Origin of the sequence: Collinsella sp. TM05-37, assembly GCF_003436455.1 — a bacterium.
Classification (GTDB): domain Bacteria; phylum Actinomycetota; class Coriobacteriia; order Coriobacteriales; family Coriobacteriaceae; genus Collinsella.
The window spans coordinates 18,807-38,944 of the sequence record NZ_QSPN01000009.1; the positions used below are offsets into that span (position 1 = coordinate 18,807).

19 protein-coding genes are annotated in these 20,138 nt (G+C 58.5%); 7 read left to right on the forward strand and 12 right to left on the reverse strand.

What is annotated here, in order from left to right; translation table 11 throughout:
• Window positions 1-158 precede the first annotated feature (158 nt).
• The gene (gene rnd, locus DXD48_RS05965; RefSeq protein ID WP_006234315.1) at window positions 159-1,292 is read right to left on the reverse strand and encodes a ribonuclease D; all 1,134 of its coding nucleotides are present in this window, start codon (window positions 1,290-1,292) and stop codon (window positions 159-161) included.
• 98 nt (window positions 1,293-1,390) lie between these two features.
• On the opposite strand from rnd, the gene DXD48_RS05970 reads away from it, so the two are divergent.
• From DXD48_RS05970 to DXD48_RS05990, 5 genes are all read left to right on the forward strand, one after another.
• Window positions 1,391-2,308 carry a diacylglycerol kinase family protein gene (locus DXD48_RS05970; RefSeq protein WP_117564391.1) on the forward strand — a complete coding sequence of 306 codons (918 nt, stop codon included), beginning with the start codon at window positions 1,391-1,393 and terminating at the stop codon, window positions 2,306-2,308.
• 408 nt (window positions 2,309-2,716) lie between these two features.
• A complete protein-coding gene (locus tag DXD48_RS05975; RefSeq protein ID WP_117564392.1) occupies window positions 2,717-4,660 on the forward strand; it encodes a C69 family dipeptidase in 1,944 nt (647 codons plus the stop codon).
• 400 nt (window positions 4,661-5,060) lie between these two features.
• Window positions 5,061-5,630 (forward strand): hypothetical protein, encoded by a 570-nt coding sequence (locus DXD48_RS05980; RefSeq protein WP_117564393.1) that lies wholly within the window; start codon window positions 5,061-5,063, stop codon window positions 5,628-5,630.
• 212 nt (window positions 5,631-5,842) lie between these two features.
• Entirely contained in the window at window positions 5,843-7,594 is a 1,752-nt protein-coding gene (locus tag DXD48_RS05985; RefSeq protein ID WP_117564394.1) for an ABC transporter ATP-binding protein, read from the forward strand.
• Window positions 7,587-8,333: an energy-coupling factor transporter transmembrane protein EcfT gene (locus tag DXD48_RS05990; RefSeq protein ID WP_117564395.1), complete on the forward strand. Its 747-nt coding sequence runs from the start codon at window positions 7,587-7,589 to the stop codon at window positions 8,331-8,333. Before DXD48_RS05985 ends, DXD48_RS05990 begins: the two co-directional genes overlap by 8 nt.
• A 124-nt stretch (window positions 8,334-8,457) precedes the next feature.
• On the opposite strand, the gene DXD48_RS05995 is transcribed toward DXD48_RS05990, so the two are convergent.
• Complete coding sequence (locus tag DXD48_RS05995) at window positions 8,458-9,204, reverse strand: aspartate/glutamate racemase family protein (RefSeq protein WP_233502375.1); 747 nt, start codon at window positions 9,202-9,204, stop codon at window positions 8,458-8,460.
• Window positions 9,205-9,288: 84 nt separating this feature from the next.
• On the reverse strand, window positions 9,289-10,545 hold the full coding sequence (locus DXD48_RS06000) for an ATP-grasp domain-containing protein (protein ID WP_117564397.1): 1,257 nt from the start codon (window positions 10,543-10,545) through the stop codon (window positions 9,289-9,291).
• Between the two features lie 393 nt (window positions 10,546-10,938).
• Here DXD48_RS06000 and DXD48_RS06005 point away from each other — a divergent pair, with 393 nt between their 5' ends.
• Window positions 10,939-12,072 (forward strand): glucosaminidase domain-containing protein, encoded by a 1,134-nt coding sequence (locus DXD48_RS06005; RefSeq protein WP_117564398.1) that lies wholly within the window; start codon window positions 10,939-10,941, stop codon window positions 12,070-12,072.
• Window positions 12,073-12,214: 142 nt separating this feature from the next.
• On the opposite strand, the gene DXD48_RS06010 is transcribed toward DXD48_RS06005, so the two are convergent.
• From DXD48_RS06010 to DXD48_RS06025, 4 genes are all read right to left on the reverse strand, one after another.
• The gene (locus DXD48_RS06010) at window positions 12,215-13,480 is read right to left on the reverse strand and encodes an ATP-binding protein (RefSeq protein WP_117564399.1); all 1,266 of its coding nucleotides are present in this window, start codon (window positions 13,478-13,480) and stop codon (window positions 12,215-12,217) included.
• A gap of 300 nt (window positions 13,481-13,780) precedes the next feature.
• Window positions 13,781-15,148: a protein kinase gene (locus DXD48_RS06015; protein WP_158548941.1), complete on the reverse strand. Its 1,368-nt coding sequence runs from the start codon at window positions 15,146-15,148 to the stop codon at window positions 13,781-13,783.
• A gap of 99 nt (window positions 15,149-15,247) precedes the next feature.
• Window positions 15,248-15,670, reverse strand: coding sequence for an XRE family transcriptional regulator (locus DXD48_RS06020; RefSeq protein ID WP_117564401.1), 423 nt, complete (start codon window positions 15,668-15,670; stop codon window positions 15,248-15,250).
• A 38-nt stretch (window positions 15,671-15,708) separates the two neighbouring features.
• The gene (locus DXD48_RS06025) at window positions 15,709-16,251 is read right to left on the reverse strand and encodes a DUF4352 domain-containing protein (RefSeq protein WP_233502376.1); all 543 of its coding nucleotides are present in this window, start codon (window positions 16,249-16,251) and stop codon (window positions 15,709-15,711) included.
• A gap of 332 nt (window positions 16,252-16,583) precedes the next feature.
• Here DXD48_RS06025 and DXD48_RS06030 point away from each other — a divergent pair, with 332 nt between their 5' ends.
• Window positions 16,584-16,763 (forward strand): hypothetical protein, encoded by a 180-nt coding sequence (locus DXD48_RS06030; RefSeq protein ID WP_117564403.1) that lies wholly within the window; start codon window positions 16,584-16,586, stop codon window positions 16,761-16,763.
• A gap of 6 nt (window positions 16,764-16,769) precedes the next feature.
• On the opposite strand, the gene DXD48_RS06035 is transcribed toward DXD48_RS06030, so the two are convergent.
• The 5 genes from DXD48_RS06035 to DXD48_RS06055 all read right to left on the reverse strand — a co-directional run bounded on the left by DXD48_RS06035 (window position 16,770) and on the right by DXD48_RS06055 (window position 20,130).
• The gene (locus DXD48_RS06035) at window positions 16,770-17,525 is read right to left on the reverse strand and encodes an EcsC family protein (protein WP_117564404.1); all 756 of its coding nucleotides are present in this window, start codon (window positions 17,523-17,525) and stop codon (window positions 16,770-16,772) included.
• Between the two features lie 371 nt (window positions 17,526-17,896).
• The gene (locus DXD48_RS06040) at window positions 17,897-18,166 is read right to left on the reverse strand and encodes a hypothetical protein (RefSeq protein ID WP_117564405.1); all 270 of its coding nucleotides are present in this window, start codon (window positions 18,164-18,166) and stop codon (window positions 17,897-17,899) included.
• A gap of 79 nt (window positions 18,167-18,245) precedes the next feature.
• Entirely contained in the window at window positions 18,246-18,587 is a 342-nt protein-coding gene (locus DXD48_RS06045; protein WP_117564406.1) for a HigA family addiction module antitoxin, read from the reverse strand.
• Complete coding sequence (locus tag DXD48_RS06050; RefSeq protein ID WP_117564407.1) at window positions 18,559-18,840, reverse strand: type II toxin-antitoxin system RelE/ParE family toxin; 282 nt, start codon at window positions 18,838-18,840, stop codon at window positions 18,559-18,561. The genes DXD48_RS06045 and DXD48_RS06050 overlap by 29 nt, the downstream gene beginning before the upstream one ends.
• Window positions 18,841-18,942: 102 nt before the next feature.
• Window positions 18,943-20,130, reverse strand: a complete 1,188-nt coding sequence (locus DXD48_RS06055) for an amidohydrolase (RefSeq protein ID WP_117564408.1) — start codon at window positions 20,128-20,130, stop codon at window positions 18,943-18,945.
• Window positions 20,131-20,138 lie beyond the last annotated feature (8 nt).

Below are 20,138 nucleotides of genomic sequence, written 5' to 3' on the forward strand. Positions count from 1 at the left end.
AATGTCAGCGAAAACGGCCGAGAGCGAGCAAGGTGACGTGAAAGAGAAGCGACGCGTACTTTGGTACGCGAGCGACGATTGAACGTCAGATTGCTCGCTCTCGGCCGTTTGCAGCGTCGAGCTGTTACGCGGTTTGGTAAAACCGCGTAACTATATACCTATAACAACTCAATCTTTCCGTCCTTCACGGTGAGCCCCATATTGCCGGAAAGCAGATCGTCCAGGCGCGAACCCACAAGCTCAAAACGCCAGCCTTCGCGCAGGGGGCTTTGCTCAGGATGCTCGATGTAATCGGCCAGGTCATCGCGCGAGGCAATGACCGAGGTCGCCACCCCCGAGCGCTCGGCAACCAAGCGGATGAGCGCATACATCAGGTCCGTCACGCTCTCCAGCTCCGGCGAGATCTGACGGTGTCCGCGCACCATGAGCGGCAGGCGATCGTGCGGGCAGCTCGCGCCGCGCTTGATGGCCATGAGCGCACCGTCCACGTCGCGCTCCCCCAGCTGGTCGGTACCGCGAATGCTACGGAACTCCTCAACGCGGACGGGATTGCGCTTAACGAGCGCAAGCAGCGTGTCGTCGGACATGACCCACTTGCGCGGGATGTTACGGCGCTCGGCGCGGTCCTCGCGCCAGGCGGCGAGCTCGCGCGCGATACCCAGCTGGTGACGGCTGCACGAATTGATGCGCTTGACCTTGCGGAACGCCTCGTGGCGATCGGCGCGATAGTGCGACTCGTCAGCCAGCGGGCGCAACTCGTCGAGTACCCAGTCCACGCGGCCCAGCTCGCGCAGACGGCTCATCATCTCGGTATAGGCGACGATCAGGTACTTGACGTCATCGATCGCGTACTCAATCTGCTTATCGGTCAGCGGGCGACGCGACCAGTCGGTCAGCGACTCAGTCTTGGGCAGCGAGACGCCGCAAAACGTCTGCACGAGCGCGCCGTAGGAAATCTGCTGGCGCTCGCCTAAAAAGGCGGCGGCCACCTGCGTGTCAAAAATCGGACGCGGCAACACGCCTACGGTATGAAGCATAACTTCCATGTCCTGCGAGCAAGCATGGAACACCTTGGTCACGCTCTCGTCGGCCATGAGTTCGGCCAAGGGAGACAGGTCGTCGATCACCAGCGGATCAACCGCGACGCTCTCGGCAGGAGTGGCAATCTGGACCAGGCACAGGCGCGGATGGAACGTGCGCTCGCGCAAAAACTCGGTATCGACGGCAATCGCGTCAAACTCACGGGCGCGCTGACAAAAGTCGAGTAGAGCCTGATGTGTGGAAATGTACATATCAACCCATCGAATAAGGTTAGGCCCGAAAAACACGGGTAGGATAACGGCATTGTCTTACAACTATACTCGGTTAGTCACAGAACGGGAACGTAAGTATGCGCTGCCTTATCATCCACAACCCGGCATCGGGCCCCAGCTCAGATGAAATCTACGCATTCACGCACGCCCTCGCGCAGGGCGGCGACGAGGTCGTGATGCGTTTTATCGGCGATGGCATGGAACCCGAGGACGCCGTGGCAGACGTGCGCGAGTTTGATCGCGTGGTGATTTCGGGCGGCGACGGCACCGTCTCCAACGTGCTCGACCAGATGCGCGGATGCGGCGTCCCCACGCTCGTCTTCCCCTCCGGCACGGCCTGCCTGTTCTTCAACAACATCGGCAATGCCCCTGAGGCGGCGGCGCTTGCCAAGGCTTGCCGCGCCGGTCGCACGGTCAAAGTGGACATGGGCGAGCTCTTTTGGCTCGACGAGAACGGCAGAGAGAAGCGCCACGGCTTTATCATCATCGCCGGCTCGGGCTTCGACGCCGAGATCATGATGAAGGCCGCTCCCACCAAAAACGACATCGGCGAGATCGCCTACTTCCTCTCCGCTCTCGCCACGCCCAACCCCACGGTGGCGCGCTTTACCATTGAGCACGACGGCATTGTCGAGGAGCTCGACGGCATCTGCTGCATGGCGGGCAATACCTCGGTCATCCAAAACGACATCAACCTGTTCCCCGACTGCCGCATGAACGATGGCATGGTCGATATTGCGGTCATCGAACCCGTGCGCACCGTGCAGCTGCTGCCTACTGTGATCACCGCTGCGCTTGACCCCGCCGGCAAGGTACTCGGGCGCCCGCAGTTCAAGATCATCCAGACCAAGGAAGCCAAGATCACCTGCACCCCGTCGCTGGGCATGCAGTTCGATGGCGAGATTATCTCCAGCAATTCGGGCGTCTTTGGAGCCCGCGCGCTTCCGCAATGCCTCGACCTCATCGTCGACGAATTCTCACCGCTCGGAAAATAGGAGGACCCCATGAACGACAATCCCCTGATCGGCTTTATTGTCATCGTCTTGGCCATGCTCGTCGGTTACGCCATCAACGTGATTCACCGCCGAAAGAAGTAAATCCACATTGGTATGATATTCATCCAGTTATCGCCTCTCCCGCTGTTTATGCATTCGTCAAACAGCGGGGGATTTTCATTTCGGGCATTCCCAGCTACTTTATTCGGCTACAGTAATTACAGGGCGTCTTTATTAAAGTAAAGCTGCAAACTGAGTACGATTAACCGCTCATCGCATATTTCATCACGCTTATCGAGTAAGTTTCTTTCATAGATGAATATTGTTTCCAGTTCGTTACGCTAATGAGGTGTCTTTATTGGCTGAAGCCCTCTGGCGACAGAGGGCTTTCGCACGCTGGGAGGGAAAATGAGGAAAACTCGCCCCGTCAACGCGCTCAAGAAGCTTGGCATAGGCCTTGCATTTGGAGCTGCAACCATCATGTCCATGCCGACCTCTGCACTCGCTTGCACGCAGGTCTACATGGGCAAAAACCTTACGGCCGACGGCAACACGTACTACGGCCGTTCCGAGGACTATGGCCCGCGCTATCTTAAGCACTTTGGCATTGAGCCCTCTCACGGCCCGGGACATACGTACAGCTCGGACGAGTCTTCGTTCATGTACACCTCGACCAAGACCACGTATCGCTACACCTATGTACGCGACCATCCCTCCCAGTGGGACAACCGCTGGGATGCCTACTCTGAAGCAGGCATCAACGAGAAGGGCGTATCCTGCTCCGCCACGCTAAGCACCAGTATGAATGCAGATGCCGAGACAGCAGACCCCCTGACTAAAACCGGCATCGGCGAGTACAACTACGCCAGCGTCATCCTGGGCGAGAGCGCCACGGCCCGCGAGGGCGTCGAGCTCCTCGGCAGCCTGATTGACGAGCAGGGCGTCTGCTCCAACGACCAGATCATCATCGCCGACAACAACGAGACCTGGCTATTTGCCGCGCTTTCCGGTCACCAGTGGATCGGCATGAAGCTCGCCGACGACGTCGCCTCGATCAACCCCAACATCGGCAACCTCAACTACGATGTCGACCTCAACGACCCCGAGAACTGCCTGCACTCCGAGGGCATCGAGTCCATGCCTAAGGAGAAGGGCTTTGCCGAGTACACCGACGGCAAGTTCGACGTCGCCGCAACCTATGGCGAGACCATTCAGAATTCCGGTATGCACCAGTGGACCCGCTACGTCCAGGGCCGTAACTACTTTGGCAACGAGCTCCAGGAGGGCACCGACTACGAGATCGTCAAGGACGAGCGCGAAGAGGCTCGCGCCACGACCGGCGCCTTGGTCCACGAGATGCAGCCGCTGTTCTTCCAGCCCGGAAAGAAAGACTGGACTACCTTTGAGATGATTCGCTCTCTCGGTAACCGTGGCGAGAATACCCCGGGCCTTAACGCCAACACTGACGGTGCCTACGCCATCGGCACCGAGCGCAACACCGAGATTCACGTCTTCCAGGTTCGCAACGGTCTTGATCCCCAGGTTGCAACAATCCAGTGGGAAATGCTCTCCCGCGCCGCGTACTCCGTCGCCATCCCCTTCTACTCCGCGCTGATTACCGAGGTTAGCCCGTATTTCAGCGACCAGACCGTCTCCTTCGACCACTGCAAAGAGACGGACATCGTGAACAACGAGGAGCCCGAGAACTCCATCAACTACGTCCTCATGGACATCAGCTCCCTCTGCTTTGAGAATCCCGATACCCTTGGTATCAGCGTCCGCTCCTACCTCGATGCACTCCAGAACGAGCTCATCGAACAGAACAAGGAAGTCGACGCCGCCATGCTGGCCGAGACGACCACCGAGGGCCGCACCGCTCTGGCCAACAAGGCCGGCAAGGCTGCCACCGAGAACACCTACGTCAAGTGCAAGGCCCTGCTCCAGGAGATGCGCGCCTATCAGAAGGCCGGAAACTTTGACGAGCCCTTCACCCCGAGCGACCTGAACACCGAGACCAACGGCCTCAAGGTGTCCATCACTTACGCCAAGGATGCTCTTGCCACCGATCCGGTCACCCCGGATCAGCCCGGCACCCCCGAGCAGCCCGGCACCCCCGAGCAGCCCGGCACCCCCGAGCAGCCCGCTAAGCCCGAGCAGCCCACCACCAAGCCTGAGAAGCCTGGCAAGTCGGACACCACAACCACAGTAACCACCAACAAAACGAACACCAAGGGCGGCCTGCCCACCACCGGTGATCGTTTTGATGGCCGCATGGTGGCTGCATTCGCCATCGCTGGCGTTGCCGTCATCTCCGCCGGTGGTTACTTCCTCTACCGTCGCAACAAGGAGTAACGTCCTAGCTGAGCGGGCAAGGCAGCAATGGCAGCCTCGCCCGCTTAGCCCGCTCTTTTGACCGGCGGGAAACCCGCCTGAAATCTTTTTAAAAAAGATTTCCCCGCACACACTTCGCTGTGCTATAGTGCAGCGCAACAGCAACTAGGTGCGACCGCGCCACGGCATCACGAAAGGAGCCACCAACATGAAGAACACGATGAACTCTCTCAACAACTGGTGGTGGCGTGATGCGAATACGATCGGTCGACAGTGAGTCCCTCACGCCTGTTTTTTAGCTCTAGGTGATTGGAAGGCCTCCGGTTTCGACCGGGGGCCTTTTTCTATCTCGAGCCCGATCGCATTCGCATCACGCGCCTCCGCTTTTCTCTTGCACTCCCATTCCGAAAGGATTTTCACCATGTCTCAGAACACCACCGCCCAGCCCCGCACCGTCCAGACCGCCGACCGCGGTAAGCTCGATATCCGTGCCCTTGTCCTGCTCGCCATCCTCCTTGCCGCCGGCTTCATTCTCAACTTCACCGTCGGCAAGGCCATCTCGGGCATCTCGGGCGGCATGATTAGCCCCGAGTTCATCATCTCGGCCTTCTGCCTCACCATCCTGGTCGTTCGCCCCAACATTGGTCAGGCGCTCGTCATCGGCCTTATCTCGGCCGCCGTGATCCAGATCACCACCACCTCGCCGTTTGTCGATTTTGCCGCCGAGGGCATCGCCGCCATGCTCATGGCCCTCATCGTCAACGCCGCCGCCAAGGGAGGCCAGGTTAAGCCTGCCGTCGCCATCGTCGCAACGTTCGTGACCACCTTTGTCTCGGGCGTCATCTTCATGGTCATCAAGATGGCCATGCTCGGCGTGGTGAGCGAGCTCGCCGCAGCCATGTTGCCCGTCGTCGCCATGACCGCCGTGTTTAACGCCATTCTGGTCGGCGCCCTCTACCTGCCCATCCAGAAGGCCCTTAGGCTCAACTAACCCGCTCGGCTTTACGAGCCACCCCATCTTGGCGTTCATTCGTCGCTCGCGTACCCAAGTACGCTTCGCTCCTCTTTCGCGCCAACCTGGGGCCCCTCGTAAAGCCGTCTCCGTGCTCCACCATCAAAGACTGTCCCAGACAACTAGCTCTTGGGGACGTTCTTAAACGACTAGTCATGTAAGAACGTCCCCGATGACTCTGAAAGGTATCCATGGAAACGATCATCAACGTCGACGATGTCTCGTTCTCCTATGGCACGCAGACCGAGCAGGTGCTTAAGCATATCTCGCTCGGCGTGAACAGGGGAGATTTTATTGGCATTATCGGTCCTTCGGGCGCCGGCAAATCTACACTTGCCGCCTGTCTGTCGGGAGCCGTACCCCACCATTACACCGGCACGTTCTTTGGCTCCGTCACTGTCGACGGCAACGACACCTGTGAAGTTACGCTCACCGATGTGTCGCAGATCGTCGGCAGCGTGCTGCAGGACATCGACACGCAAATGGTCGCCTCGGTCGTCGAGGACGAGATGCTTTTTGGCCTGGAGAACTTTGGCGTTCCCCACGACCAGATCGAGCAACGTGTGAGCGAGACGCTCGAGACCGTCGGCATCAGCGACCTGCGCGACCGCGAGATCGCCACGCTTTCGGGCGGCCAAAAGCAAAAGGTTGCCATCGCCGCCATCCTCGCCATGCGTCCGCGCGTGCTCGTGCTCGACGAACCCACCGCGGCGCTCGACCCCGCCAGCTCCACGCTGATCTTCGAGACCCTGCGTGAGGCCAACCGCGCACTCGGCATCACCATCGTCGTCGTTGAGCAAAAAGTCGCCCTGCTTTCGGAGTATTGCAACCGCGTACTCGTGCTCAATCATGGCGAAATCGCGCTACAGGGCGAGCCGCACGAGGTCTTCGCACACGCCGATGAGCTCCGCGCCATCGGCGTCGATTGCCCGCGTGTCACGCGCATTTTCAACAGCCTCGAGGTCGATGGCCTGGCCAGCGGCACTCCCTGTTTGGATGTTGATGAGGCCGAGCGCCTGATTACGGGCATCGTCGACCCCGCACACGCAAGCAGTGACATTCAGGCACCCGCCGGCTCACCGCACGCACCGTCGTTGCGCCCGCACGCCAAGGACGCCGAGCCCGTGCTCACCTTCGATCACGTTGAGTTTGCCTATCCCAATGGCGGCGCCGCCGTCCACGACCTCAACCTGACCCTCTATCCCGGCGAGCTCGTGGGCATCGTCGGCCAAAACGGCGCCGGCAAGACCACGCTCACCAAGCTGCTCACAGGCCTGCTTAAGCCCGCCTCGGGCAGCGTGCGTGTCACGGGACTGGATACCGCAGCCGCTCCCACGAGCCGCATCGCCCGCGAAGTCGCAACCCTCTTCCAAAACCCCGACCGCCAGATCTGCAAGGACACTGTGCTCGACGAGGTCGCCTTTGGCCTGGAGCTTGCCGGCATCGACCGTGCCGAGGCGCTGCGTCGCGCCCAGCTCGTCATCGACCGCTTTGGCTTGCCGGCCGACGAGGCGCCCTTCTCGCTCTCGCGCGGTCAGCGCCAGATGGTGGCACTCGCCGCCGTCGTGGTCGTAGAGCCCAAAATCGTGGTGCTCGACGAGCCCACGAGCGGCCTTGACTACCGTGAGTGCATGACCGTCATGGAAACCGTGCGCACCATGGCCGAGCGCGGCTGCGCCGTCATCATGGTCTGCCACGACATGGAAGTCGTATCCGACTTTGCCGAGCGCATCGTGGTGATGGCCGACGGCCGCATCCTCGAGCGCGGCCGCACGCACGAGCTGTTCTCGAACATCGAGCTCATGCAGCAAGCCTACGTTGAGCCACCCCAGGTCATAGAGCTTTCTCGTCGTCTGGCATCCTCCGTCTCTCCTGCCTTTGCACAGGTGAGCGAGGTCACCGATATCGTTCGCATTACCGAGGAGATGGTCCACCGTGGTTAACGTCATCGACTATATGCCGGGCGATACACTGCTGCACCGCTTGAACCCGGTCGTCAAACTGGGCCTTGCCGCCGCCATCATCATCGGCATCTTCCTGTCCGATACCTACGTGGCGCTGTTGGGCTTTTTGGCGCTCACCCTTGCACTGGGCGCCTACGCCGGCGTCGTCGACCGTCTGCTCTCACTACTCAAGCTGCTGATTCCGCTCGCGCTTATCATGCTGGTGCTTCAGCTGGCCTTTATGCGCGACGGCAACGTGGTGTGGGGCTTTATCACCGACACGGGCCTCATTACCGGATCGAAGGCCTGCCTACGCCTGTTGGGCGTGGCGCTGCCACTCATCCTCATGCTTATGGTGACCAAGCTCAACGACCTCGCCAACGCCTGCGTCGAGGTGCTGCACGTGCCATATCGCTATGCCTTCACCTTTACCACGGCACTGCGCTTTGTGCCGGTATTTGGCCAGGAAATGAACGCCATCATGGAGGCGCAGACTGCACGCGGCGTCGAATACGACACTAAGAATCCCGTCAAGAAACTCAAACTCATGCTGCCGCTGTGCGTGCCACTGCTTATTTCGAGTGTGGGCAAGACCGATGCCACCGCACTTGCTGCCGAGCAGCGCGGCTTCTACCTGCGCACGCGTGCGAGTTCGTATAAGCGCTACCCCATCAAAAGCCTGGATATCGCCGTACTTATCGTCAGCATCGCCCTTATCGCCATCGGCTTCCTGTTCTAACAATCGCTGGCAGCAACCGGCAAACGCAAAAGGCCCCGGCTCGCACCAAACGAGCCGAGGCCTTTACTGTTTTCCCAGATAAAACCTGCCAAAATAAACCTGTCCCTTTTTGGCAGGTCGAGGGTTATAGGCGGTAGAGGGCGCCGCTGCGGATGATGGACTCGCGTACCAGGACATCCATCGCATCAAGGGTGATCTCGGGCATCTCGCGATACTTCTGCAACACCGAAAGCTCCGTGCAGGCCAGAATGACGCGGTCGCAGCCGCTGCGGGCGAACTCCCACATCACGCGATCGAACTTATCCATATCGGGTTCGCGCCCGGCCTTCACATCATCGTAGATGAGCGACATCACGTCGGCCTGACGCTTCTCACTGGGATAGACGACCTCAGCGCCCGCTGCCTCGCACTCGCGGCCATAGACGCCGGCGCCCACGGTGCCATCGGTGCCCATAATGCCGATCTTGTGCACCGGCTCGGCGGGCATACTCAGGTTGGGATCGAACTCGCACTCCCCCATCACCGCACCCGCCAGGGCATAACGCACCGATTCGCGCGGCATATGGATAATCGGCACCTTGGTAAACGACTGAATCTGATCGTAGAAGTAGTGCGATGTGTTACAGGGAATCGCTATGTGCGCGCAGCCCAGCGACTCGAGTGCTTGGGCACACTCCTTCATGGTCGCCAGCAGCTCGGTATGCTCACCGGTCTTGATGGCCAGCGTGCGGTCGGGCATGGTCGACTTGGAAAGCACCACCATGTCGATATGCTCCTGGTCGCACGTAGCCGCCGTATGGCGTACCACCTGGTCGTAGTAATACGACGTGGCCTCGGCGCCCATGCCGCCGATAACTCCCAGCTTTTCCATCGCCGCCTCCTTGGTGACGCCCACGCAATTGCGCGTATCATACCCGCGCCCGCCCGATACATACCGGACGGGCGCCACGCTCGTCTACTTGTAATACGTCTTGAACAGCTTATAGTGACGCAGTTTGGTGTGCCACATGCGCAACCAGCGGTTAAAGACAAAGTCTCCCTTCATAAACGAGGGATCGGCGCCCTTGCCCTCCTTGGCAAGACGATGCACCTTCGCGCGCAGCTCGGGAGCCTTGACGTACTTGTCGACGACGCCCATGGGAACGACCATCCACAGCGCCTCGTCCTTCGCCGTCACAAATTCCGGCTCAAACGGGCGGTTATAGACGTACTCATCCACCACGTACTTGGCAACGTTAAAGCCGCTGTTGGTTACGTAGTAGTTGCTGCGGCCCTGACGGGTGTTAAAGTCAAAGAACTTAAACGAGCCATCGCGCTCGTCATACTTGACGTCAAAGTTGGAATAGCCCACAAAGTGAAGGTCCTCGAGCAGCTTGCGCACGCCACTCATAAGCTCATCATTGGGCTCGGTGATGATGCAGGCGTGATTACCGACGCCATGGGGCTGATGCTCCTCGAGCAGCACGTGACCAAGGCACATCATGCGAACCTTGCCGTTGCGGTCAGAATAGCTGGTGAGCACGCGCATGTACTCGTCGTTGCCGGGCACGCGATCCTGCAAAATCAGGTCATCGGTGTAGCCACTGGCATAGGAATCGCGGATAACCTGCTCCAGCTCGGCGCGGTCGGCAATCTCATAAGCCTTCTTCTGACCCTCGAACTCATGCTGCCACCACATGATGCCGTCGGAAGGCTTCAGGATCATCGGGTAGGGAAAGTCGATCTGGTCAAGCACCTCGGCGGGAGCCTCACCCTGAGCGTTGAGCATCGCCATGGTAAAGGTAAACGTATGCGGATAGGGCACACCGTGCTTCTCGCACAGCTCGTAGAAGATCTCCTTCTTCTGGCACTGCTCAAGCATGCTATAGGGCGCGTAAGGCGCAACGATGTTATCCGCCAGCTCGTTGGCATCCTTGGCCTGGGCCACCAGAGCAACATAGTTATCGCCGCAGCCCATCAGGACAATCGTCTTTTCGGCATGTGCCCGAGCGATACCGTTGACGGTCTTAAGCATCACGGGCATGGTGTCGATATCCACGTTAGGCGTGTAGTCGATAATCTGGCTGCGATACGCAGGGCCCGTCTGATACTTGCCAAAGACCAGGCTCTTGACCTGATACTCCTCGTAGAAGGCGCGCGCCACCGAATACGCGTTGATGTCGCCGCCGAGCAGCACGGGAATAAACTCGCGCTCTGTAAACTGCAATGCCATGGAAACTTCCTATCATGAACTGCCCACACGACGGGCGGTCTTTGTGCAACTGATTTATTCTAGCGTGCCGAGCCGCCGGCACCCAAAGCTCCACCGTATCTATGGCAATCGGCGTAATTATCCAGCATGAAGGCCAAGCTCACCGCGACGGGACCTTGTAGTTGCAAAACCCCACGTGAGGGCAACTTTTACAGCCAAAACCCTCACAAACAGGGTGCCGTAACGTTAAAGTTGAACTCTATGGTTTCTCAACAATTCACCATTCCCGCAGGTCAAGGCCAAAGCCTCAAGTTCAACTTGACCCTTTAGAACCTTTAAGGTTCAAGTTGAGGTCGAAAGCAGTAGTAGAATACAGCTCGACCAATAACCTACGATTGATTGCAGAGGGACTGGATGCAGCATTCGAACCATCGCACCGCAGCGCTCATCGCGTCGAAGCCGGCTCGTATCATCACGAGCGCCGCACTCGCCGTCGCGCTGACGGCCACGCCGATGCTCTCCCCCATCGCGGCCTATGCCGCCTCGCAGGCAACGCAGGATCAGCTTTCCGCCGCCCAGAAAAAAATCGAGGACGCCACGAGCGCCTACAACGACGCCCGAACCAAGCTCGAGGATCTGCAGAAGCAGATCGACTCCAATGAGGCGAACATCGATAAGATTGAGGCCGAGCTACCCGAGCAGCAGGCCAAGGCAAGCTCCGCCATGCGCGATCTGTATAAGTACCAGAAGGGCACCAGCCCCATCGTGAGCTTCCTGGTGAACACGCAGAGCTTGGGTGACTTTATCACCACCTGCAAATACACCAACCAGATTACGAGCTCGAGCGTCGACGAGATCGAAGAGCTTAACAAGATGCAGACCGAGCTCGAGCAGAACAAAACCGAGCTCGAGCAGGCCAAGTCTCAGCTCGAGGGCGAGCAAAAGAATGCCGAGGACGCGCTGGCCCAGGCACAACAGCTCCGCAACGAGGCGCAAGCGAAGGCCGAGCAGGAAAATGCCGCCGAACTGGCTAAGCTCGAGGCCGACAAAGCCGCTGCCGCCGAGAAGCTCTCGGGTACCGGCGTGAGTGGCAATAACTCCAACAGTCAGGCCACCAACTCCAACACCACCATCGACACCACGGTGAACAACTCCAACAGCGGCAATTCCGATTACGACTCGTTCATTAACGAGTGGACGAGCCGCATCGACAACTACCTCGCCGGTTCCCCCATGGCAGGCCAGGGCTATAACTTTGCCGTCGCCGCCTGGAATACCGGCGTCGACCCCCGTTGGTCCCCCGCCATCGCCTGCATCGAGAGCAGCAAGGGCCTCTATTGCGCCGGCTCCTATAACGCCTGGGGCTGGAGTGCCCGCGGCGGTGGTTGGCGTAGCTTTGGCAGCTGGAGCGAGGGTGTCTCCGCCCACGTTGCCTACCTGGGCGCCAACTATGGCTCCACGCTTACCCCGGCAGCCGCCAAAAAGTACTGCCCGCCCACGTGGCAGGACTGGTACAACAAGGTCGCCGGCCAGATGAACCGTATTTAAGTGCAACTGCAAAGGGGCCCCAAACGGGACCCCTTTTCTTTGGCCTTGCTAGACCAGAATTGGCATGCAGGCATAAGTGAGTGTTGGAAAAGTCGCTTGAGACTGAAACCCCTTCCGAAGGCAAGGTGATCCCACCACAACGTTATGGCGCGAGTGTGTCAACGGGAGCAACGATGATGCCATCGGGCGTTGTATGAACCGGCATGCCGAACCCAATGATGATGAGTTTTGCCACAGGCGGCCTCTCGCCACGCTCGACCAGCTTTCGCTCCAGCCGAAGCAGATTTGCGGATGCCTCGGGGATTTGAGGGCTTCCAAGCTTCACCTCCACGGCAATCCAAGTTCCATCGCGCCTGTGGATAACTGCGTCAACCTCGAGATCGTCGGCATCGTGGTAATGGGACACCAACGAGTCATTTGCGGCGGCGTAAACCTTGAGGTCATGCAGGACGAGGGATTCGAAAAGCAACCCCAGTGTCTTCGGGTCAGATGCCAACGACTCCGGATTTGCTCCGAGCAGCGCAACGGCAAGCGAAGGATCGGCGAGATGCCTCTTCGCCCCCTGCCGCAGCTTCACCGGAGACCTGAGCGCTGGATGCCAAGCGGGGATATCGTCGACGATATTGATTCGTCTCAGGGCGTCCATGTATCTGGAGACCGAGTTCTTCGAAACGCCGGTACCGATATCTTTGTCAATAGACTTTGAGCCAGCAAGCGTCGACTCATTCCGCGCTAGCGATGCCAAAAGAGACCTGACCTTGACCGGATCGCGCTTAACGCCATCAGTTCTAGAAACATCCGATTCGCATACGCCATCAACATAGGCAGCGGCTATCTGCATGGCATCGTCAGTCGTTTTCCCCATCGCCTGAGGCCAACCGCCACGACACAGCAAATCGGCGATTCCGGCGATGCCGGAGATTGACCCGACAGCCTGCTTGGCAGGGTAACCGGAAAGAAGCGTTCCAATCGAAACCGCGCCAGAAGAAACGCCAAGCTCGAACATCGTCATGGTGTCCATTCGCAACCTAACTATTCGCCCAACGCCGCTATGCATCGGCCGCATCGAATCCCGAGGCGTTGCCGAACCCGTAAGAATAAACTGACCGGATTCTCCCCTCCTTGCATCGCACTCGAAACGCACGGCATCCCACAGCTTCGGCTCTTCCTGCCATTCATCGATGAGCCTGGGAGATCGCCCTGCTAATGCTTGCGCCGGATCGATCCGTGCCAGCTGGAGAGCGGAAAAATTTCCAGCCGGATCGGAAAGAGACAAGGATGAATTAGCAAAACGACTAGCCGAAGTAGTCTTTCCGCACCACTTTGGACCCTGAATGAGGACCGCACCGAAGATATTGAGATTACGGCTGATTGCCTTATCGATGCATCTATCTACATACCTATCCACACGGCCTCCTTCTTGACTTACCCATATTAGGTATTTTACCAGCTGTGTGGTGACGATTGACGGAAATTTGTGGTGAGGATTGATGGCGAATTATGGTGACAATTGACGGAATTCTGTGGTGACAATTGACGGCGCTTCGAAGCACGGAGCAATTTAACCGTCACAACACCTATGGCGATGGGCACTCGCCCCGCCCACGAGGCAGGACTGGTACAACAAGGTTGCAACCAGATGAACCGCATTTAAGCGCTACTGCAAAGGGCCCCAATCGGGACCCTTTTCTTATAGCGGTACATTGCATTAAGCGACTATGCCGGTTGCGTTGCCGACGGCAATAATCACGATCATGATGACGCACATAATTCCCAGCGCCTTAAGCCACAGCGTGACAAACTCACGGCCCCGATAACGATCAAGCACGGGAAAGCGGCGCCGAAGCCTGCGGCGGTCGAGCACGCCAAACGAGATGAGCACCACCATGCCATCGACTATAAGAAAATACTCAAGGGCCAAAAACCACGTTGGATAGCTGCGGTTGGCTCCCGTGGGCTGGAATACGGCAAAATGGCTTCCGACCAATAGCAGCAAGGTTGCCGCATAGATCATGCCGTTCCATATACGCCCAATGGGTTCCGGGATCCGTGAAAGCAGGCTCTTGCGGCAAGGAGTCACCGAAGAGACTTCCTTGGGCCGCCGCCCGAAAGACGGCGCCATTTGCGGAGCAGCCTGCGCCATTGAAGGCGCCGTCGTGCTATTCGAGCCAGGCACAGGCAGACACAGCCCGTATGCCGCGCGCGCAGCGTGTCCGAGCGCCTCGGCACTTGCAAAGCGCTTGGCCGGATCGAGCGCCATGGCCATGCAAATGACATCAGCCAGCGCCGCGGGGACGTCGCACGCCTCGCATTGCTCGCGCATATTCTGACCCGGCTTAGGGTCAGCCCCCGTCAGACAAAAGAACAGAAGCGCGCCGAGCGCATAGACATCGCTGCGCACGCTCGTCTGCCCAAAACCATATTGCTCGGGTGGCGCATAGGGTCGCGTTCCAAACTTAACCGTGTCGGCATCGGCCCCGTCACGCCACACACGCGCAATCCCCAAATCGATAATCACCAGCGACGAGAAGGTCATGCCAGCATCGGCCGCATACCTCACGCCCGATACGATGATGTTCGAGGGTTTCAGGTCGCGGTGGATTACCGGTACCCCCGGCTCCCCCGCAGCTGCAAAACCAGCATGTAGCTCGCCTACCGCTTCACACAAAACGGGATACAGCCCGCGGGCATAATCGGGCGTCGCCCCCAAGCGTCCCACCAACGCCTCGAGTGTCTCGCCTTCGACATACTCCATCGCCACGTCGAGCTCGTCGCCCACACGGCGGCAATCGACGATTCGGGGCAGGTGCTCAAAACGACGACCGGCGCGCTGGGCCGCAAACAGGCGCTCATAAGCTCCGCCAATCTGCACCGAAGCATCGATGCGCTTGCGGACAAAGGGGCCAAGAGACCCGCCACCAGAGCCCTCAAAATAGACGAGTTCGGTCGTCTCGACATCCGAGAGCTTGAGCACGCGCTCCACACGATAGCTGTCATCGCGGTCGAACGACGCCAAATGCTCGACAAGCGAAGCAGTCAGCTCATCATCGGAATATGTTGGGCTCTGAGTATCCATAGCGTCCATCATAACACAGGGCGCGGACACCCCATGTTGTCCGCACCCCGTTCGTTTGCATGGTTATTCTGGTGACACAACCGGCTCAGCCATCGGCCACTAACTCACCGTTTCCTCGCCAAAGCGATACAGCTCTTCATTGACTTTTTGGAGGCTACAGCCACGGTCGATGCAAAAGATAATGATTGCATCGCGACGGTCCTTGCAGTTGAGGACGCTCACTCCGGCAGCCGTCAGGGCGCGGTTGGTCTCTTTCATCGACAGCGCCATTGCAAAGGCAATCTGCAGCACCTTATTGCGGCTCGGATTGCGCGAACCGGTAAAGATCTGATAGCCAAAGGTCTCGTTGAGGTCGGCCATACGCACCACGCGCGAACGCTCGAGCCCCTTCTCTTGCAGCAACTGCTTTAAGTAATCCGAAAGCGACGGGGCGGCAAAGTCGTGTTCCCTTATGTAGCCATCGATACTTGGCGCATCGAGAAGCTCATTGAGCAGCTCCTCGGTCAGCTTTTTATCGGGCACGCGGCCTCACCTCCAAACGACCCAACGGCATCAACACGCTAAGCAAGCACCCAGCTAGCAGTCGCGGTCTTTTCGAGCATGTTGGCAAAATACAGGGCCTTCTTGATGTCGCCGTCAAAGTAGATATTGCCCGCAACGGAGCCGCCGGCGGCAAGGGTGCCAGACTGCAGCTCGTCAGAGCCTTCGCTGTAATAGCCCTGGTTCTGCTGGGCGCCGTTGGCGTCCTCGCCCTTCCAGTCGTAGACATTGTAATCCGCGCCCTCATCGCCATTGTTGACGTACGTGACGTGAATGCCCGTCATGGTCGAACCGTCAAAATTGGTAAGCCCGGTCTGCACGGAATCGACAGTAACGGAAAGACCGGCAGCCGTGGTCACGGTCGTGCCGACGGCCAGGTCGGTCGTTGGCTGTTCCTCCTTTTTCGACTCCTCCTTCTTATCTGCGTCGCCGGCGTCCTCGGTAACGGTCGCCTTATCGCTGCCACAGCCCGCAAGCAGGCCGGCAGTCCCCAAGGCAACGGTGGCGAACGCGCCAAGCGCAGCGCGACGGCTCAGCAGCACTTCGTTTTCGAGCTTTTTCATCATGCATCCTTCCATCTATCCGGCTACCGTGCCGGCACACAGCACATCGTAGGAAGGATTAAACTTGAATTCATTAGCTGAGAGCTAAGGTTGCCATACAGAAGAGCGTGAAGCGCGTGTCCATCGCCGATGACACCTCGAGGCTTGCCAACATCGATTAGAACTACTGGTTCTACGGCTGCAGTGCCTTGCCTCGATTTCCGACATGGCGAACCTGCGCGGCGTGGTCCATGCGGACGAAGACGCTCTCGAGCATGCCCTACACGCTCGATGCTCGCACGAGCTCGACAAGAATCCTGGTAGATGCGAGCTGAGAGCCACCCAAGGGTCACATGGGCTCGACCACATTCAACAACCACAAGGCCATCGTGGACGGCAACGACACGGCCTGCGACTCAAAGCAGACGATGCGCACGATGTGCCGAATAGACCGCGAGGAGCAGGCGGAATACCTCATAATAGCCGGGCAGTCCCTACGGCATAGGCTAGGCAATGGGGTGTGGGGCGTGTAGCAAGGACTAAAGCAGGTCGCTTTCCACCTCAACGTCTTCGATGCTTTCGATCTCCGCTTCAGTGGGCAGGGTCCCATCGGGGTCCTCGCCCTCCATGAACATCCTGATGGCGTTCTTAGCAATGATGCTCGTCGATGCCACGTCCACGCCGCCGCCAATCAAGCCGCCGGCGAGGGGCAGCATTTTCCCAAGGTTGATGATACCTTTCTCGCCGAACTTCGTGATAAATCTGAAGCCAACCTTCTGGTTGATCTTCACGAGTGCCGACCCGGGAATCTTCTTGATTGCAGCCTCAAGCGATTTCGTCCCAGTCTTGATGAGCCCCATTTTGACAAGATCACTCGCCGTCGTACCTGTGAGGCACATGTAGATCATCGTCTGAACTTGGTCGGACGTAACGTCATAGCCACCCATCTTCGCGATGCAGGCGATCATGCGCATCTGAACGTACATGACGCTGCTTATGTTCGCGGGAATTGCGACCGGAAGCGTAATCAAGCCCCCGAGCCCGGTGACGAAACCTGAGGTTCCGCATTTCATGACCTGCCACTTTGCGAGTGCCCTTGCGGCATCATCGGGCGACTTCGCCTTTCCCGTGTAGTCGGCAACCATCTCGTCGACCGAACGACTCACCTTAGGGACGCCATTCAGTGCGCTCCTGTAGATGGTATCGAGCAGCTTGCCGGCCGATTCCTCATCGATGGGAATCTCGAAGCCTTTGGCCTTTTCAACCGTTTCTTTCTCTCCCGTCTTCTTAGCCATGGCTCTTCCTTTCTCGCAGCTTTGCTTTCACAATGACCCTTGCAAATTCTGCGAACCGTCCATCAATCTTTGGACATTTTACCTCGCGATTTATAGCGATAATTCAGCTGCCAGCTGATTTGTGGCCGCAGCGAATGATGGGCTCGCAAGTTGGCCTATGTCCTGTTGGTGGGTCCTTATGGAATCTATTGCGATGAGCTGGCATGGGGGCTGGCGATCGCGGCCCGCATCCCCGTGTTACTGGCGGCGGTGCCCTCACGCCAAACACTTGCACATTCGGATTGCTACACAACGAATGAAACTTGTTGATGTGGGGCGCGGTTCATTCAGGGTCCGTCCCCTCGCTTCATCCTCAAGAAGCTCGTCGAAACCTACCCCACCGTGACGGATTCCCCGGTAAAGGCGCTCACAAGCAACAGGATAAAGAAGGCCAAATAGCTGATGCTCAGCAGGTAGGCGATGATCAAAAAGGCAATCCATCCTACATTGGTCTTACCTTCGGCGCGGCGTTGCTCGCGAGAACGGCGCAGCCAGACCGTCACGCCAATGGCCACAATCAGCAGCACGAGCGCCGCCGCGGCCAACCCGGCAAGCGCAAACATCACGCCAATGCTCACAGCAATAACCGGAAGCAGTAGCAAGCCACACCCGCATCCACCCGGACTATATACGGAAGACTGTCGGCGTCGCCTCATCGCCACCCCCCATCATCTTTGAGCACTACAGTGCGATGGCCTGCTGAACAGGAACGATCTTATCGAGTTCCGGTTCGATCCGCCTTTTCTCGGCCTCAAGGTCAAACGCCACCTGAGCGCGCAGCCAATAACCATCCGTCAGGCCAAAATAACGGCAAAGACGAAGGTCGGTGTCGGCCGTCACACGACGCCTTCCCAAGATAATCTGTCCAATGCGTTGAGCCGGAATCCCGGTCTCCTTAGCAAGGCGATATTGAGAAATGCCCATGGGGACAAGAAATTCCTCTTTGAGAAGCTCGCCAGGAGTCACCGGCGGCAGCAAATCAGACGCAGTCTCATCACTTGTGATAATCGGCGATTTCGACATTCCAAGCCATCCCCTGTCTCCACTCAAAACAGACCCGATAGCGCTCGTTAACACGGATGCTATATTGACCGGCACGATCGCCCTTCAAAGCTTCCAGGCGGTTGCCCGGTGGAACGCGAAGATCATCAAGCGAAGCACAAACCTGCAGTTGGCGAATCTTCCTCAACGCAACACGCTCAAAGGGCACGAACCTCCTGACCCGCACACCCATGGCAAAGCGTTCGGTATCCTCATCTTTATACGATGCAATCATAGTATCGCCTTACGTTAGTAACGTCAAACGTTTCTACAAACTTACATCTCTATTATATCGTACGTTTGTTCGTGTTTTCTAGAACAAATAGCCCTTCACGCCTTAGTCAAGCAAAAGCAATCGTTTGTAGACATCGAGGCCTTTGAGCAGGATTTCCTCGTCAAAGAGCATGGTATCAGTATGCAGGGCGCTCGTGGCATAGGCGGGGCAGCCATCCGAATCGATCGGGTTTTCTTGTCCCTCCGGCACGCCCATACCCAGCAGGAAGAACACACCCGGCAGATGGCGCTGATAGAAGGCGAAGTCCTCGGCGATTAGCAGTGGCTCGTCCACAAGTTGCAGCTCAGACAAGGCAGGCGCAATGTGGGCGAACAGCTCGGGGTCGTTATCGACCGGCGGATAGCCCTCGGCAAAGTCGAGGTCGTACGTACAGCCTGTTGCGGCGCAGGCCTCGTCCAACACGCGGCGCACGCCCTCGCGCGCACGGTCGAACATACCGTCCGTAAATACGCGGAGGCTGCCAGCCACATGGGCCTCCCCCGCCACCGCATTGCAGACGGTGCCAGCCTGCAGCAGGCCGAACTTACCAATGCAGGGCTCGTCGGCACCTAACTCGTCCATGAGCTCGCGCTCGGAAACCAAGAACTTGGCCGCTGCCAGCGCGGCATCATGCGATTCCTCGACTGGAACGCCGTAGGTCTTGGCGATATGGATGCTCGCGCCATGGATATGAATGTGCGTCTCGCTTGAGCGCGCCAGCAGCGGACCGGAACAGCTCGCCAACGTGCCGGCGGGCAAATCGGGCCATACGTGGAAGCCAAAGATGCGATCCGCCCCGTAGCGCTCGAATACACCGCTCTCGCACACCGTCTTGGCGCCACCAGTCGTCTCCTCGGCCGGCTGAAACACAAAGAGCACATTGCGCTTAATGGCGCCCGGCTGCTCACGGATCGTACGGTCAACGAAGGTTGCCGCCGCAAGCGCCATGGCCATGTGTCCATCGTGTCCGCAAGCGTGCATCTTTCCGGGATGCGTCGAGGCAAAGGCCGCGCCCGTCGCCTCCGCAATGGGCAGGGCGTCCATATCGGCGCGAATCGCCGTGGCATGCGCGGCGCCCGTGCCAGCGTCAAAGAAAGCGCAGACGCAGCTGGGGCACGGATGGGTCACCTCGCAAGCGAGCGGCGCCAACACGCCCTCGATATAGGCGATAGTCTGCGGAAGATCGAAATCAAGCTCCGGAATGCGATGGAGATCGCGGCGATAGCGACGGAGTTCTTGGAGCTCGGTCATAGAGGTTC

Bases quoted from the DNA above. Each gene is read 5' to 3' on its own strand.
- DXD48_RS06050 (WP_117564407.1), bottom strand. From the start codon at position 18,840: ATGATTGCATCGTATAAAGATGAGGATACCGAACGCTTTGCCATGGGT.
- DXD48_RS06055 (WP_117564408.1), bottom strand. From the start codon at position 20,130: ATGACCGAGCTCCAAGAACTCCGTCGCTATCGCCGCGATCTCCATCGC.
- DXD48_RS06015 (WP_158548941.1), bottom strand. From the start codon at position 15,148: ATGGATACTCAGAGCCCAACATATTCCGATGATGAGCTGACTGCTTCG.
- DXD48_RS06035 (WP_117564404.1), bottom strand. From the start codon at position 17,525: ATGGCTAAGAAGACGGGAGAGAAAGAAACGGTTGAAAAGGCCAAAGGC.
- DXD48_RS05995 (WP_233502375.1), bottom strand. From the start codon at position 9,204: ATGGAAAAGCTGGGAGTTATCGGCGGCATGGGCGCCGAGGCCACGTCG.
- DXD48_RS05970 (WP_117564391.1), top strand. From the start codon at position 1,391: ATGCGCTGCCTTATCATCCACAACCCGGCATCGGGCCCCAGCTCAGAT.
- DXD48_RS05985 (WP_117564394.1), top strand. From the start codon at position 5,843: ATGGAAACGATCATCAACGTCGACGATGTCTCGTTCTCCTATGGCACG.
- DXD48_RS05975 (WP_117564392.1), top strand. From the start codon at position 2,717: ATGAGGAAAACTCGCCCCGTCAACGCGCTCAAGAAGCTTGGCATAGGC.
- DXD48_RS06005 (WP_117564398.1), top strand. From the start codon at position 10,939: ATGCAGCATTCGAACCATCGCACCGCAGCGCTCATCGCGTCGAAGCCG.
- DXD48_RS06025 (WP_233502376.1), bottom strand. From the start codon at position 16,251: ATGAAAAAGCTCGAAAACGAAGTGCTGCTGAGCCGTCGCGCTGCGCTT.
- DXD48_RS06000 (WP_117564397.1), bottom strand. From the start codon at position 10,545: ATGGCATTGCAGTTTACAGAGCGCGAGTTTATTCCCGTGCTGCTCGGC.
- rnd (WP_006234315.1), bottom strand. From the start codon at position 1,292: ATGTACATTTCCACACATCAGGCTCTACTCGACTTTTGTCAGCGCGCC.
- DXD48_RS05980 (WP_117564393.1), top strand. From the start codon at position 5,061: ATGTCTCAGAACACCACCGCCCAGCCCCGCACCGTCCAGACCGCCGAC.
- DXD48_RS06045 (WP_117564406.1), bottom strand. From the start codon at position 18,587: ATGTCGAAATCGCCGATTATCACAAGTGATGAGACTGCGTCTGATTTG.
- DXD48_RS06030 (WP_117564403.1), top strand. From the start codon at position 16,584: ATGGGCTCGACCACATTCAACAACCACAAGGCCATCGTGGACGGCAAC.